This is a genomic window from Streptomyces sp. P1-3 (assembly GCF_050613155.1).
Classification (GTDB): domain Bacteria; phylum Actinomycetota; class Actinomycetes; order Streptomycetales; family Streptomycetaceae; genus Streptomyces.
On sequence record NZ_CP192512.1, the window covers coordinates 1,997,726 to 2,013,864 of the forward strand.

The 16,139-nt window shown below is 73.7% G+C and carries 8 protein-coding genes; 1 reads left to right on the forward strand and 7 read right to left on the reverse strand.

Going from position 1 to position 16,139, the window contains the following annotated elements:
• Positions 1 to 383 precede the first annotated feature (383 nt).
• The 7 genes from ACQUSR_RS08185 to ACQUSR_RS08215 all read right to left on the reverse strand — a co-directional run bounded on the left by ACQUSR_RS08185 (position 384) and on the right by ACQUSR_RS08215 (position 9,783).
• A complete protein-coding gene (locus ACQUSR_RS08185; protein WP_431041893.1) occupies positions 384 to 2,102 on the reverse strand; it encodes a proline--tRNA ligase in 1,719 nt (572 codons plus the stop codon).
• A gap of 96 nt (positions 2,103 to 2,198) precedes the next feature.
• Entirely contained in the window at positions 2,199 to 2,735 is a 537-nt protein-coding gene (locus ACQUSR_RS08190; protein ID WP_431041894.1) for a GNAT family N-acetyltransferase, read from the reverse strand.
• Positions 2,736 to 2,797: 62 nt separating this feature from the next.
• On the reverse strand, positions 2,798 to 3,643 hold the full coding sequence (locus tag ACQUSR_RS08195) for a GNAT family N-acetyltransferase (RefSeq protein WP_431041895.1): 846 nt from the start codon (positions 3,641 to 3,643) through the stop codon (positions 2,798 to 2,800).
• Positions 3,644 to 3,838: 195 nt separating this feature from the next.
• On the reverse strand, positions 3,839 to 4,993 hold the full coding sequence (gene ispG / locus ACQUSR_RS08200; protein ID WP_431041896.1) for a flavodoxin-dependent (E)-4-hydroxy-3-methylbut-2-enyl-diphosphate synthase: 1,155 nt from the start codon (positions 4,991 to 4,993) through the stop codon (positions 3,839 to 3,841).
• 133 nt (positions 4,994 to 5,126) lie between these two features.
• On the reverse strand, positions 5,127 to 6,431 hold the full coding sequence (locus ACQUSR_RS08205) for a M50 family metallopeptidase (protein WP_431041897.1): 1,305 nt from the start codon (positions 6,429 to 6,431) through the stop codon (positions 5,127 to 5,129).
• Positions 6,428 to 7,699 (reverse strand): 1-deoxy-D-xylulose-5-phosphate reductoisomerase, encoded by a 1,272-nt coding sequence (gene dxr, locus ACQUSR_RS08210; RefSeq protein ID WP_431041898.1) that lies wholly within the window; start codon positions 7,697 to 7,699, stop codon positions 6,428 to 6,430. The genes ACQUSR_RS08205 and dxr overlap by 4 nt, the downstream gene beginning before the upstream one ends.
• A 128-nt stretch (positions 7,700 to 7,827) precedes the next feature.
• Complete coding sequence (locus ACQUSR_RS08215; protein WP_431041899.1) at positions 7,828 to 9,783, reverse strand: acyl-CoA dehydrogenase family protein; 1,956 nt, start codon at positions 9,781 to 9,783, stop codon at positions 7,828 to 7,830.
• Positions 9,784 to 10,336: 553 nt separating this feature from the next.
• Between ACQUSR_RS08215 and ACQUSR_RS08220 the strand changes: the two genes are divergently transcribed.
• A complete protein-coding gene (locus ACQUSR_RS08220) occupies positions 10,337 to 16,132 on the forward strand; it encodes a CHAT domain-containing protein (RefSeq protein WP_431041900.1) in 5,796 nt (1,931 codons plus the stop codon).
• Positions 16,133 to 16,139 lie beyond the last annotated feature (7 nt).

Sequence of the window (16,139 nt, forward strand, 5' to 3'; positions counted from 1 at the left end):
TCCGAGACCGTCGCAGCACTGGCGGTGGCGGCACGCGACTGGTGACGCGCAGGGCTACCGGCGGGCAGTCGCGCGTCCGGCGGAAGGGGACGTGGCGGGTGCCCCCGCAGCGCGGCGAACATCTCGCCCCGTACCCCGCGGTACGGCAGCAGGTTCGCCGACCGAGGAGGTACCCGGCGGCGGCCCCGACCCAGCCACGACCAGCGCGCACCGCGCACGCGCGGCGCCGGCTAGCGGGGCAGCGGGGGCACCCCAGGTATCCGGCGGCGGCCCCGAGCCGGGCACCGGCGCGGGCGCCCCCAGCCACCGGGCAGACGCACCCGTACGGCGCCGCACAGCATCGCCCACGGCCCCTCGCCGGGAGGCGCACCGCCGGGAGGCCGTTACGCCACGGACGCCACCAGCCGGTCCACCGCCTCGTCCACCGTCAGGTCCTCGCGTTCGCCCGTCCGGCGGTCCTTCACCTCGACGCGGCCGTCCTTGGCGCCGCGGCCCACCACCAGGATCGTGGGCACGCCGATCAGCTCGGCGTCGGTGAACTTCACCCCCGGCGAGACGCCCGCCCGGTCGTCCACCAGCGTGCGTACGCCCGACGCGGCCAGCTTCTCGCCGATTTCCAGGGCGAGTTCGGTCTGCAGCGCCTTGCCCGCCGCCACGACGTGGACGTCGGCCGGGGCGATCTCGCGTGGCCAGCACAGGCCGGACTCGTCGTGGGTCTGCTCGGCGAGCGCGGCGACGGCGCGGGAGACGCCGATGCCGTACGAGCCCATAGTGACGCGGACCGGCTTGCCCTCCTGGCCGAGCACGTCCAACTGGAAGGTGTCGGCGTACTTGCGGCCGAGCTGGAAGATGTGGCCGATCTCGATGGCCCGGTCCAGTTCGATGCCGGCGCCGCACTCGGGGCACGGGTCGCCCGGTTCGACGACGACCACGTCGAGGTACTGGTCGACCTCGAAGTCCCGGCCGCAGACCACGTTCTTCGCGTGCGTGTCGGGCTTGTTGGCGCCGGTCACCCACGCGGTGCCGGGGGCCACGCGCGGGTCGGCGAGGTAGCGGAACGCCGTGCCGGCCAGGCCCTGCGGGCCGACGTAGCCGCGGACGAGGTCGGGCCGGTCGGCGAAGTCCTCCGCCGTCACCAACTCCACGATCGCGGGCGCCAGATGCTCGGCCAGCTTGCCGAGGTCGACCTCCCGGTCGCCGGGCACGCCCACGGCCGTGATCTCGCCGTCGACCTTGACCAGGAGGTTCTTCAGAGTGGCGGAGGCGGTGACGCCCAGGTGCTCGGCCAGGGTCTCGATGGTCGGGGTGTCGGGGGTGTCCAGTTCCTCGACCGGGCCGTGCGCGACGCCCTCGACCGGCGGCACGGTGACCGTGACCGCCTCGGTGTTGGCCGCGTAGTCGCAGTTGGGGCAGTCGACGAAGGTGTCCTCACCGGCGGCGGCCGGGGCCAGGAACTCCTCCGACGCGGAGCCGCCCATCGCGCCCGAGACGGCCGAGACGATGCGGTAGTCCAGGCCGAGGCGGGCGAAGATCCGCCGGTACGCCTCGCGGTGCAGCCGGTAGGACTCGGCCAGCCCCTCGTCGGTGGTGTCGAAGGAGTACGAGTCCTTCATCTGGAACTCGCGGCCGCGCAGCACGCCGGAGCGGGGCCGCGCCTCGTCCCGGTACTTGGTCTGGATCTGGTAGAGGATCACCGGCAGGTCCTTGTAGGACGTGCACTGGTCCTTGACCGTCTGGGTGAAGATCTCCTCGTGGGTGGGGCCGAGGAGGTAGTCCGCGCCCTTGCGGTCCTTGAGCCGGAACAGCAGGTCGCCGTACTCGTCCCAGCGGCCGCTGGCCTCGTACGCCTCGCGCGGCAGCAGGGCGGGCAGCAGGACCTCCTGGGCGCCGATGGCGTCCATCTCCTCGCGCACCACCCGGGAGACGTTGTCCAGGACCTTCTTGCCGAGCGGCAGCCAGGTCCACACCCCGGCGGAGGAGCGGCGGACGTAGCCGGCGCGGACCAGCAGCTTGTGGCTCGCGGTCTCGGCGTCGGCCGGGTCGTCGCGCAGCGTCTTCAGCATCATCTTGGACATGCGCTGGGCGTGGACGGCGTGAGCCATGGGGTTTCTCCTGCGTACGAGAGGGAATGGCAGGAGGTTAGCCGTCCAGGTGGGGAACCGGGAAACCTATTGCCCCCGGCGTGGGGCCGCGTCCGGTCAGCGGCGGCGCAGGGGCAGGGGGGCACCCATCACGGCGTACGGGCGGGGGGCGCTCGGGAACAGCACGCGGCGGGCGAGGTCGCGGTAACCCAGGGCGCGGTAGAGGCACCGCGCGGGGCTCTCGGTGTCGATGGCGGAGAGGATGCTGCGCGGCTGTTCGGCGCCGTCGGTGAGGGTGGTGATCAGGGACCGGCCGATGCCGCGGTTCTGGTAGGCGGGGTGGACGTGCAGCTCGGTGACGACGAAGGAGTCGTCCAGCCAGTCGTCGCTGCGGGTGGCGCGCAGATACGGTTCGACGATCGTGGACCACCACTGCGTACGGTCGTTGGGCATGCCGTAGGCGAAGCCGACGAGCCGGCCGGTTCCGGTGGTGGCACCGAACGCGCGGGCGCCGGGGTTGGTGAGATGGCGGAGCACGATATGGCGCCGTACGCCGATCTCCTCGTCCGTGAGACCGAACGCGAGTGCCTGTACGGCCAGGGCGTCGTCCACGCGCGCGGCGAGGTCGAGCGGTCCGACGACGACGTCATCCATGGCGGCACCCTACTGGGCGGCGGAGCGGAACGGGTGGCCGGGCGGCGCCGGAGCAGCGCGCTTCAGAACAGCACGCTCATGAACGCGCCGACCTCCTGGAAGCCGACGCGGCGGTAGGCGGCACGGGCGGCGGCGTTGTAGTCGTTGACGTAGAGGCTGACGACGGGGGCGACCTCGCGCAGCGCGTAGTCGAGGACGGCCGCCATCCCGGTCTCCGACAGGCCGCGGCCGCGGTGTTCGGGCGCGACCCACACGCCCTGGATCTGGCAGGCGTGCCGGGTGGCCGCGCCGATCTCGGCCTTGAAGACGACCCGGCCATCCTCGATCCGGGCGAAGGAGCGGCCGGTGCCGACCAGTTCGGCGACGCGGGCCTGGTAGAGCAGGCCGCCGTCGCCCGCGAGCGGCGAGACGCCGACCTCTTCGGTGAACATCGCCACGCAGGCGGGCATGATCACCTCCATCTCGCTCTTGCGAACGCGGCGCACGAGCGGGTCGGGCGCGACGTCGGCGGGCATCGAGGTGGTGACCATCAGGGGCTGGCGGGGCCGCACCTCGCGGGCCGGGCCCCAACTGGGTTCGAGCAGGGACCACAGTTCGGCGGTGGCCTCGGCGGGGCCGACGATGGAGGAGCAGCGGCGGCCGGAGCGGCGGGCGCGTTCGGCGAAGCCGCGGACGGCCTCGGGGGTGGCGCATACGGGGACGAGGTTGGCCCCGGCGTAGCAGAGCGATTCGAGCCGTCCGCCGCTGTACCAGCCCCACATCTCGCCGCCGAGCCGCCAGGGGTCGAGGCCCGCGGCCTGGACGCGGGCGGTGACGAAGGCGTTGGAGACCGGGTCGCGGTCGAGGACCGCAAGCGCCGCGTCGAGCTCGGCGGGCTCAAGAACCCTGGTGGTGGTGGTCGTGAGCACGTGTCGGTCTGCCTCACCGTTGCGGGCCTGCGGGCCAGGGGGACTCGATTCCCGCACTGTACATCGCCACCCCGGCGGGTGACCTCCCGCCGGGATGTGCGGTCCGCAGTGCGACCGCGCGGAGGCCGTGCCCGGCCGGTTGGGGCGCCGCACGGCCCGCGTCGCGTCGGTCTGCCGTACGCGCCCGCGGCGCGATCAGCCGACGCTGACCTCGGGCTCGCCGGAGGCGATGCCGTCCTTCTCCATCTGTTCGGCGATCTTCATGGCCTCTTCGATCAGGGTCTCCACGATCTTCGACTCCGGCACGGTCTTGATCACCTCGCCCTTGACGAAGATCTGCCCCTTGCCATTGCCCGACGCCACACCGAGGTCGGCCTCACGCGCCTCACCCGGACCGTTGACCACACAGCCCATGACCGCGACCCGCAGCGGCACCTCAAGACCGTCCAGACCCGCCGTGACCTGATCCGCCAGCTTGTACACATCCACCTGCGCCCGACCACACGACGGACACGAGACGATCTCCAGTCGGCGCTGCCGCAGATTCAGCGACTCCAGGATCTGGATGCCGACCTTGACCTCCTCCGCCGGCGGCGCGGACAGCGACACCCGGATGGTGTCGCCGATCCCCTCGCTCAACAGCGCCCCGAACGCGACCGCCGACTTGATCGTCCCCTGGAACGCCGGACCCGCCTCCGTCACACCCAGGTGCAGCGGGTAGTCACACTGCGCGGCGAGCTGCCGGTACGCGTTGACCATGACCACCGGGTCGTTGTGCTTCACCGAGATCTTGATGTCACGGAACCCGTGCTCCTCGAACAGCGAACACTCCCACAACGCCGACTCCACCAGCGCCTCCGGCGTCGCCTTCCCGTACTTCGCCAGCAACCGCTTGTCCAACGACCCCGCGTTGACCCCGATACGAATCGGCACCCCGGCATCCGAGGCCGCCTTCGCGATCTCCTTCACCTTGTCGTCGAACTGCCGGATGTTCCCCGGATTCACCCGCACCGCCGCACACCCCGCGTCAATCGCCGCGAACACGTACTTCGGCTGAAAGTGGATGTCCGCGATCACCGGGATCTGCGACTTCCTCGCGATCACCGGCAGCGCGTCCGCGTCATCCTGCGACGGACACGCCACCCGCACGATCTGGCACCCCGACGCCGTCAACTCCGCGATCTGCTGCAACGTCGCACCGATGTCCGCCGTCACCGTCGTCGTCATCGACTGCACCGAGACAGGAGCGTCGCCACCGACTGCGACCGACCCGACCTGGATCTTGCGGCTGACCCGGCGGTCGGCGAGCTTGGTCGGTACGGACGGCATTCCGAGCGAGATGGCAGTCATCTGGCGAGCAACCCCAAGGTTTGGATCATGGTCCCGTCCCGCCCGGGATCGGCGGGCTCTCAGGGCTTCGAGGTTACGGCACCGGGGCCTCGGCCAGCACATCACTCCCCACGGGTCACCCCAACGAGCCCGATCAGGTAATCCGTACGGGATTGACCAGGTCGGCGATGAGCACCAGCAGGGTGAAGCAGATGAAGATCCCCGCGACCACGTAGGCGACCGGCATGAGCTTGGCCACGTCGAACGGGCCGGGGTCGGGGCGGCGGAACAGCCGTGCCATGTGGCGGCGCACCGATTCCCACACCGCGCCCGCGATGTGCCCGCCGTCCAGCGGCAGCAGCGGCAGCATGTTGAACAGGAACAGCGACAGGTTGAAGCCCGCGACCAGGAAGAGCATGGTCGCGACCTGCTGCGACGCCGGGATGTCGAGCGTGGTGATCTCGCCGCCGACGCGGGCTGCGCCGACCACTCCCATCGGGGAGTCCGCCTTGCGCTCACCGTCACCGAAGGCCGCGTCCCACAGGTCGGGGACCTTGGACGGCAGCGCGATCAGCGAGTCGACGCCCTGCTCGACCATGTCGCCCATGCGGTCCACGGACTGGCCGAAGGACTGCTTGACGACGCCGTGGGCCGGGGCGAAGCCGAGGAAGCCGGCCTTGACGGTCTCGCCCTCCACATAGCCGCCGTGCCCGTCGGTCTTGGCGACCTCGTTCCTGATGAGGACCGCGTGGAGGTCCAGGCGCTTGCCGTCCCGCTCGACCGTGACGGTGGTCGCGCCGGTGGTCTTGCGGATGTTCTTCTGAAGGGTGGGCCAGTCCGGTGTGGGCACGCCGCCCAGAGCGACGATCTTGTCACGCGCCCGCAGCCCCGCCTTGTTGGCCGGGGTCTCCTCGGCGTCCTTGGGGCACTTGTCGGTGTCCTTGGCGGAGGCCGGGACGACGCACTTCTGGACGCTGCCGACGGTGGTGGTCTCGGTGTTGAGCCCGAAGGTCATCATCACCCCGAGGAAGATCACCACGGCCAGCACCAGGTTCATGAACGGCCCGGCGAACATGACGATGACGCGCTTCCACGGCTTGCGGGTGTAGAACAGCCGCTTCTCGTCGCCGGGCTGGAGCTCCTCGTACGCCGCCGACCTGGCGTCCTCGATCATCCCTCGCCACGGCGAGGTGGAACGGGCGGTGATCTTCCCGTCGTCGCCGGGCGGGAACATCCCGATCATGCGGATGTAGCCGCCGAGGGGGATCGCCTTGACGCCGTACTCCGTCTCCCCCTTCTTGCGGGAGAAGATCGTCGGCCCGAAGCCGACCATGTACTGCGGCACCCGGATCCCGAAGAGCTTGGCCGTGGAGAGGTGGCCGAGCTCGTGCCAGGCGATCGAGAAGAGCAGTCCGAGCACGAAGACGACTATCCCGAGGACCGTCATCAGGGCTGTCATACGCGAGCCTCCGGGATCGCTGTCGCGTGCGCCGCGCGGGCGGCGAGTTCACGGGCACGGGAGCGGGCCCACGCCTCCGCCTCCAGGACGTCCGCGACCGTCAGCCGGGTTCCCCTGGCGGGGGTGCCGTGTTCCGCCACCACGTCGGCGACCGTATCGACAATCCCGTTGAAGGGCAGCTTCCGCTGAAGGAAGGCGGCGACGCACTCCTCGTTGGCCGCGTTGAAGACCGCCGGGGCGGTCCCGCCGAGGCCGCCGACGTGCCGGGCCAGCCCGACCGAGGGGAACGCCTCGTCGTCGAGCGGCAGGAACTCCCAGGTCGCCGCCTTCGTCCAGTCGCAGCCGGGGGCGGCGTCGGGGACCCGCTCCGGCCAGCCGAGCCCCAGCGAGATCGGCATCCGCATGTCGGGCGGGCTCGCCTGGGCGAGCGTGGACCCGTCGGTGAACTCCACCATCGAGTGAATGTAGGACTGGGGGTGGACGACGACGTCGATCCGCTCGAAGGGGATGTCGAACAGCAGGTGCGCCTCGATGACCTCCAGCCCCTTGTTGACCAGGGTGGCGGAGTTGATGGTGACGACGGGCCCCATGTCCCAGGTGGGGTGGGCGAGCGCCTGCTCGGGCGTGACGTCGGTCAGCTCCTGGCGGGTACGTCCCCGGAACGGCCCTCCGGAGGCGGTGACGACCAGCTTCCTGACCTCCCGCCGGGCCCCGCCCAGCAGCGCCTGGAAGAGCGCGGAGTGCTCGGAGTCGACCGGCACGATCTGGCCGGGGGCGGCCACCTCCCGCACCAGCGGCCCACCGACGATCAGCGACTCCTTGTTGGCGAGCACCAGCACCCGGCCCGCCTTCAGCGCGGCGAGGGTCGGCGCGAGGCCGATCGAGCCGGTGATGCCGTTGAGTACGGAGTGGCACTCGGAGGCGGCCAGCTCGGTGGCGGCGTCGGGCCCGGCCAGGATCTCCGGCAGCGGCTCACCCTGCCCGTACCGCGCCGCGAGCGCCTCACGCAGGGCGGGGACCTTGTCCGCCTGGGCCACGGCGACGGTGCGCACCCGCAGGGTGTGGGCCTGTTCGGCGAGGAGGCCGACGCGCCCGCCGGCGGCGGACAGGCCGGTCACCCGGAAGCGGTCGGGGTTGCGCAGCACCACGTCGATGGCCTGGGTGCCGATCGATCCGGTGGAGCCGAGGATCACGATGTCGCGCGGGGTCCCGGAGGCGGCGGTGGCCGCCTCGAAGCGTAGGTGCGGGTCAGCCAGGGTTTCCGTCATCCCCCCATTGTGGCCGAGTCCCGCCCACTGGGACGGCGGCGGGCCCGGTACCGGGTCGGGGAGCGGGAGCGGGTGCGGACCCCGGTCGGCCGAAGGGGCGGCGGGCACTGGGCTTCGTGGGGCCCCGGTCAGCCGAAGGGACGGCGGGCACTGGGCTTCGTGGACGGGCCCGGGGCGGACTCGGCGATCCACGGCCCGTCGCCGCTGGCGTCGATCACGCCGTCCTCCAGCCAGCCGTACGAACCGTTCAGGACCTCCGAGACGACGGCGCGGTCGAGGGTGTCGGTGTTGCTCCACAGCCGGCCGAAGAGCTCGTCGGCGCGGATCCTGGCCTGCCGGCAGAACGCGTCGGCGAGCTGGTACGCCTCCGTGCCGTGGTCGCCGGCCGCGCGCATCATCTCGGCCCGTACGCAGGACGCGCTCATCGCGAACAGCTCCGCGCCGATGTCCACGACGCGCCCCAGGAAGCCCTGTTTGGTCTCCATCCGGCCCTGCCAGCGGGACATGCCGTAGAACGTGGACCGGGCCAGCCTGCGGGCCGAGCGTTCGACGTAGCGCAGGTGGCCGGACAGGTCGCGGTGGCCGGGCGGGTGGAACTCGCCGTAGGAGCGCGGCAGGTGTCCGGGGCCGGTGACCAGGCCGGGCAGCCAGCGGGCGTAGAAGCCGCCGGCGCGAGCGGCGGCCCTGCCCTTGTCGGACAGCGACGACTCGGGGTTGATGAGATCGCCCGCCACGGACAGGTGCGCGTCGACCGCCTCGCGGGCGATGAGCAGGTGCATGATCTCGGTGGAGCCTTCGAAGATGCGGTTGATGCGCAGGTCGCGGAGGAGCTGCTCGGCGGGGACGGCGCGCTCGCCGCGGGCGGCGAGGGAGTCGGCCGTCTCGAAGCCGCGGCCGCCGCGGATCTGCACCAGTTCGTCGGCCATCCGGCAGGCCATCTCACTGCCGTAGAGCTTGGCCAGCGCCGCTTCGATGCGGATGTCGTTGCGGTTCTCGTCGGCCATCTGGGAGGCGAGGTCGATGACCGCCTCCAGGGCGAAGGTGGTGGCGGCGATGAACGAGATCTTGGCGCCGACGGCCTCGTGCCGGGCGATGGGCTTGCCCCACTGCTCCCGGGCCGAGGACCACTCGCGGGCGATCTTCAGACACCACTTGCCGGAGCCCGCACAGATGGCGGGCAGCGACAGCCGACCCGTGTTGAGGGTGGTCAGCGCGATCTTCAGCCCGGCGCCCTCGGGGCCGACACGGTTGATGGCGGGGACCCGGACCCGGTGGAAGCGGGTGACGCCGTTCTCGATGCCGCGCAGCCCCATGAAGGCGTTGCGGTGTTCGACGGTGACGCCCTCCGCGTCGGCCTCGACGATGAAGGCGGTGATGCCGCCCTGGTGGCCCTCGGAGACGGGCACGCGGGCCATCACGATGAGCAGGTCGGCGACGACTCCGTTGGTGGTCCACAGCTTCACGCCGTCGAGGACGTAGGCGTCGTCGCCGTCGGGGACGGCGGTCGTCGCGAGCCGGGCCGGGTCGGAACCCACGTCGGGCTCGGTGAGCAGGAAGGCCGAGATGTCGCCGCGGGCGCAGCGCGGCAGATAGGCGTCCTTCTGGGCCTGCGTCCCGAACTGCTTGATCGGCTGTGGCACCCCGATGGACTGGTGGGCGGAGAGCAGCGCGCCGATGGCGGGGCTAACCGAGCCGACCAGGGCGAGAGCCTTGTTGTAGTACAGCTGGGTGAGCCCGAGGCCGCCGTACGCGGTGTCGATCTTCATGCCGAAGGCGCCGAGCTCCTTGAGGCCGCGGACGGTCTCGTCGGGGATACGGGCCTCGCGCTCGATCCGGGCCGCGTCGATGCCGGTCTCGCAGAAGTTCCGCAGTTTGCCGAGGAACGCCTCGCCTCGCCGTACGTCGTCCGGGGCGGGCGCGGGGTGAGGGTGGATCAGGTCGAGCCGGAAGCGGCCGAGGAACAGCTCCTTGGCAAAGCTGGGCTTGCGCCACCGCTGTTCCCGGGCGGCCTCGGCGACCTGCCGCGCCTCGCGCTCGGAGACGGAACGCGCGGGAGTGTGTTCGGGGACGGTACGAGCACGCATGAGGGGCTCACCTCGCCGCGGTGTCGGGAGAGTCGTCCCGGTCCGCCCAGAGGACCGGTGCTGTGCTGCGTATGTACCCGATGCGGGCGATGTGTACCAGGCTGCGCGGGGCCGTCGCCCCGTCGGCCCACGGGCGGGGAGCCTGGCAATTGCCGCGCCTTGTCCGAAAGGCGTGTCCTTCATTGACCACGTCTTGTCCGAAACGCTACTGCACGTAACGGAGAAGTTCGGTTTCCGGCACCCCGCCGGTCATCTCCTGACACACTCGGCGCGCGGGATCTGCGCCGCGCTGGGGGGTGCTCGCATGGCCGGACGGTGGCCTTTCCGATCGTCACGCCGCAGGCGGGGTGGGTGCGATGACAGGACCGGCACGGGGGCGGGTACAGGCATGGGCGCGGAGAGCTGCGCGGCGTGGGGCGCGAGTGCGAGTGCGGGCGTAGGTGCGCGCGCGGGTGCGACTGCGGGAGCGGGTGGGGGTGCGGGGGCGGCGGGCACGGGCACGCGGTCGGGCCCGCGCGATGCCCGCCCCGGTGATCCGCCGGGCGCGATCGGCATGGCGCTGCACCAAGCCGTGTTCGACGACGAGTCGGGGGCGCGGGTGTGGCTGCGACGCGCCGAACAGTGCGAGGACCCGGAGATCCTGTGCGCCGCCGCCGACATCCACGCCCGCATGCTGGGCGACACGGACACGGCGGTGGGCCTCTACCGGCGTGCGGCCCATCGCGGCTCGACGGAGGCGATGGGCAGCCTCGGGCTCGTCCTCGTACGCCAGGGCCGGATGGCGGAAGCCGAACGCTGGCTGGGCCAGGCCGCCCTGAACGGCGACGGCGAGGCGGCCAACCACCTGGGGCGGGTGCTGCGCGGACGCGGCGAGATACGGGAGGCGATCGGCTGGTTCCGCCGCGGCGCGGAGGCGGGCTGCGCGGACGCCATGGGGAACCTGGCGCTGCTGCTGGTCTCCGACGGCCGCGAGCGGGAGGCCTGCGAGCTGTTACACCGAGCGGGTGCGGCGGGCGACGCGCTGGCGGCGACCCTGGCCGCCACACTGGGCGGCTCCCCGTGCACGCCGCCGGCCACCCCCCCGGGCGGCGCGTCGGCCGCCCCGGCGGAACCCGCCACGGGCAGCGTGTGGGCTGTCCCGGTGGAACCCGCCATGGGCAGCACCTCGGCCGTCCCGGCGCAGGAACACACGACGCCCGCCACGTGCGAGGCGGGAGCCCCGAGGCGGGAGTCCCCGGCGCCCGCGCCGCGGGACCCACGCGCCCCGGAGCCCATGGCCGCGGCGTCGGCCGTCCCAGGGCCGAGCGGTCGCGCCACGGCGTGCCCGGCACCCGCCACGTCAGGACGTGCGCCGGAACCCGCGCCGCGGCCGGGTCGTGGGGAGGCAAGGCCGGGCACCGGGGCATCGGGGCAGGGCACGGGGGGGCCGAGGCCGGGCACCACGGCGCCGAGGCAGGGCCCTAAGGAGCCGAGGCCAGATCCTGCGGCGCCGGGAGCAGGCACCGGGGCGCCGAAGCCGGCCCCTGGGGCGCCGAGGCCGGGCACCAGGGAGAAGCCAGACCCTGCGGCGCCGAAGCCGAGCACCGGGGCACTGCGGCCAGACCCTGCGGCACCCGGGCCGGGCGGCCCGGCACCGGTGCGCCTCGCGCGCGCCACGCGTGTGGGCCCGGGAGCGCGTCGTGCGGGTTCCGCCGCCAGGTCCGGGCGTCCGGCGGCCGCCGCCCCGGAGCCCGGCGGCGCTGCGGGCGCCGCATGCTCCGTGTCCGTTGCCCCGCTGTGGGAAGGTCCGGCACCAGGGCACCCGGAGCACACCGCCCCGGCGCCGGGCAGTCCCGCGTATGCCCCTTCCGAACGCGGCGGCGGCTCCGCGCACGAACACCTCGCGTACGAGCGGCTCGCGCCCCGGCCCCCGGAGACCCGGCCCCTGGACACCGGGACCGCGGGAACCCGCCCTGTGGACGCCGGGCATCCGGAAACCCGGCCCCCGGGCACCGGCCATCCCGACACGTGGCGGCCGGAGCCCGGGCGTCCCGAGCCCGTGCGCCCGCCGATCCCAGGTGGAGGGGCCGGGTACGCGGACCCGTCGGAGGGCGGTGGGCCGCCGCCGGTCACCGTCGACCCCGCCGAACCCCTCCGCTCCGCCGAGCGGGCGCGCCTGGCGTATGCCCGCACCGGTGATCCCCGGACGCTGGCCCTCGCCCTGGAGCTGTGCCGGATCGCCGTCGGCGGCTACGCGCACCGTCCGGCGGGCGATCCGCACCACGTGCTCAGCCTGTCCACGCTCGGGATGCTGCTGCGGCTCCGCTACGAACGCGACAAGTCGCCCGGCACGCTCGGCGAGGCGGTCGAGGCAGGCCGGGCGGCGGTCGCCGCGGCGGCGCCCGAGGACCCCGCGTACAGCCGCCACCTGTCCGCACTGGCCGCCTCGCTGCACGACGTGTTCGCCCGGACCTACGACCCGGCGGTGCTGGACGAGTCCATCGCGCTGTACCGGCGCGGCCTCGCCGTCCTGCCGCCCCTCCACCGCGCCCGCCCCGGGCTCCAGTCCGACCTGGCCCGCGCACTGGTGCAGCGGGCCCGGTACGAGCCGGGCGGCCCGGAGCTGCTGAAGGAGGCGGTCGTGCTGGGCAGGGCGGCGGTGCGGGGCACGCACGCCGGACATCCGCGGTACGTCGGACGGCTGCGCGAACTGGGTGCGGCCCTGCTCCAGTACGCGCTGAGCCACTCCGACTTCGCCGCCCTGGACGAGGCCGTCGACGTCTACGAACGCGCCCTGCGGGCCGCTCCCACCGATGATCCGGAGCGTGGCCGGATCCGTACCGAGCTGGACACATGCCTGCATTCCCGGCGGGCGATCCAGACGGCCCGCGACCGTCGCGTGCCGCACGTCACCGCGCGCTCGGCCAAGGTGTCGTGGGACGAAGAGGTACGGCGGGCCTCCGCTCACCACGCCGCGTACGAGCGCGACGGCGGCCTGCCCGACCTGGAGCGGGCGATCAGCGGGTTCGCGGCCGCCGTGCGGGGCGCGGTCGACACCGAGGTGCGCGGGACGGCCGCGAACGGGCTCGGCGTCGCCCTGTGGTCGCGCTACGAGCACGGCGGCGACCGGCGGGATCTGGACCAGGCGATCGGCCTGTTCCACGACTGCCTGACCACCGGCTGGGGGCACCTCGCGGGGGCACCTCCTGGGAGCACCGCCGGGGGCGCCCCCGGACGGAGTCCGGGAGAACTGGCGCCGCGGGCGGACGGCGGCCCGGACCGGACCGCCGTCCGGGCGAACCTCGCCGAGACGCTGCGGCTGCGGTGGCTGCGCATGCGCGACGGCGGCGACCTCACCGTCGCCGTCGAGTTGATGCGCGGGGTGGTGGCCGCCACCGAGCCGCACGATCCGCGCCGCTGCGCGCGGCTGCTCGGCATGGGCGGCTGCCTGCGGGCGGCGTTCGCGCACTTCGGCGACGCCGCCGCGCTGACCGAGGCGATCGCGTTCATACGGGAGGCGGTGGCGGCCGCCCCGGAGGGCAGCCCGGAACAGGCCCTGGCTCGGGCCCACCTCAGCGACGCACTGCGGGACGGGGTGGGCTGGGGCGGACGTGAGCACGCGAGCCGGAACGGGTCCGGCGATACGGGCGGGTGCAGCCGTACCGGCGAGTCCAGCCGTTGGGGCGGGCTCAGCCAGGTGGCCGCGTCGGGCGGCCCGTTCGTGTTCGGCGGTCCGGCCGCGCCCACCGGCCGGGACATGCCTACCGGCCTGGACATGCCTACCAGCCTGGACTTGCCCGCCGGCCCGGACGCGCCCGGCGAGCCGTCCGCGACGAGCGGACCGTTCGGGCCGGGCGCCCGTGCGGCGCTCGACGAGGCGGTCGGGCTGGCACACGCCGCCCTGGCGGCCACCCCGGCCGGCCGGCCGCTGCACCCCCGCCTTCAGGCCGGCCTGAGCCTGTGCCTACTGCATCGCTATGTGGCCGGCGGCGACCCCGGCGACCTGGCGGCTGCGGCGGCAGCGGGCAGGCGTGCGGTGGCCGGGACCCCGGCGGGCCATCCCGACCGGCCCGAACGGCTGCGGGTGCTGACCGAGATCGCCCGCCTGGAACACGGGGTGCTGGGCACCGGCGCCTCCCTCGACGCGCTGATCCAGGTCGCCCGGGACACGGCGGACGCGGTGCCCCCGGGGCATGCGCTGCGCGCTCAGGCGCTGACCGCGCACGCGTGGGCGCTGGGGCTGCGAGGTGCCGCGGAGGACGACGCGGCGGACTGGTCGGCGTCGGAGGCGGGGTACCGGCAGGTCGCCGAGGACCCGACGGCCGCCGTCAGCGAACGGGTACGGGCCGCCCGGCGGTGGGCGCTGAGCGCGCACGAGAGCGGCGGGGCGGCGCGTGCTCTGGACGCCGCCACGCTGGCGGTGGGGCTGCTCCAGCGAATGGCGCTCCGCGGATCGGGCACCGATCCCGGCACGAGCACCGGTGCCGACGCCCGTGCCGTAGCCGCTGCCGGTGCCGACGCCCATGCCCGTGCCGGTACCGGTTCCGTGGCCGCTGCCGGTGCCAGCACCGTGGCCACTGCCGGAGCCGAAGCAAGCGCCCAGCCCCTTGTCGGTTCCAGCGCTGTAGCCACTGCCGGAGCCAGCGCCCAGGCCGGTGCCAGTGCCGGTGCCTACGCCGGCGCGGTACCCACTGCCGGAGCCGGAGCAAGCACCTATGCCGCTGCCGACGCCAAGGCCGTGCCCAATGCCGTAACCGGCGACAGGGCCGGGGCTGGTCAGGGTCCGGACCGCGCCGGGCGCGAAAGGTTGTTGCAGCGCTTCGCCGGGCTGCCCTCGTACGCGGCGGCCTGTGCCATCGAGGCCGGGGACCCGGCACGCGCGCTGCGGCTGCTGGAGCAGGGCCGCGGCGTGCTGCTGTCGCAGGCGTTGGAGACCCGTACCGAACTGGCGGACCTGCGGAAGCGGCATCCGGGGATGGCGGACCGGTTCGCACAGCTGCGGGAGGCTCTTGACCGGCCGGAGCCCGACGTCTTCTCCGCCACCGGTACCGCGGGGCTCTCCGGCCCCACCAGTGCCCCCCACCTTCCCGGTGCCGTCAGGCGGGCGGTGGCGGGCGACACGACGACGGCCGCGCTGCACGGGGAGGACCGGCACGCGCTGGCCGAGGAGTGGGGCCGGCTGACGGACCGTATCCGCCGCCAGCCGGGGTTCGCGGACTTCCTGCGTCCGCCCGGGATGGCGGAGCTGCTCACGGCCGCGGATGACGGCCCCGTGGTGGTCGTCAACGTCAGCCGGCTGCGCTGCGACGCGCTGCTGCTGGCCGAGGGAACGCTGCGGACCGTGCCGCTGCCCGCGCTCGGCTACGAGGAGTCGCAGCGCCGTACGTCGGCGTTCCTCGCGGCCGTCCGGGCCGCGCACGACCCCGCCGTCTCCCCGGCCGGGCGGCTCGCGGCCCAGGCGGAAGTGGCCGAGCTGCTCGGGTGGTTGTGGGACACCGTGGCGGAACCCGTGCTCAAAGCACTGCGGCTGACGGGCCGACAGGGCAGGCAGGGCAGGTTGGGCAGGCGCGCCAGGCAGCGCCGCGACCGCCAGCTGCCGCGCCTGTGGTGGGTACCGACGGGCCCGCTGACCGCGCTGCCGCTGCACGCCGCCGGACCGCTCTCCTCCGCCGGGGTCGTCACCGGCGGCGTTCCGGACCGGGTGGTGTCCTCGTACGCCCCGACCGTCCGCGCCCTGGTGCGCGCCCGCGCCCGCACCGGACACGAGCCGGGCGGCCGGGTGGAGCCGCTGGTGGTGGATCCGGGGGCGCGGGAGCCGGCGCGGGAGACGTCCGCACTGACCGGCAGGGTGCCCGGCAGCAGGGTGCTGACGGGTGAACGGGCCCGCCGGGACGTGGTCCTGGACATACTGGCCCGGCACCGCTGGGTGCACTTCGCCTGCCGTACCGTGAGCGCGCTGGATGACCTGCCGGCGAGCCGGGTGCTGCTCCACGACCGGGGGCTCCGGCCGTTCACGGTCGCGGATGTCGCCCGACTGGGGCTCGACGACGTGGAGTTGGCGTATCTGCCGGCGTGTACGACAGCGCGTGGGCCGCGAGCGGCGGCCGTCGAGCCGGTGCACGTCACGGGGGCGTTCCATCTGGCCGGGTACGCGCATGTGATCGGCACCCTGTGGCCCGTGGACGACGGGACGGCGGCACGGATCGCCGAGGACTTCTACGGCGCGCTGACCTCCGCGGCCGAGGGCGGCAGGTCCTCGCCGTCGGCCCGTGACGCGGCGCACGCCCTGCACCGGGCCGTGCGGGGCATGCGTGAGGCGTACCCGATGGCGCCCGCGCTGTGGGCCGCGCACCTCCATGTGGGCGCCTGACGGGCAC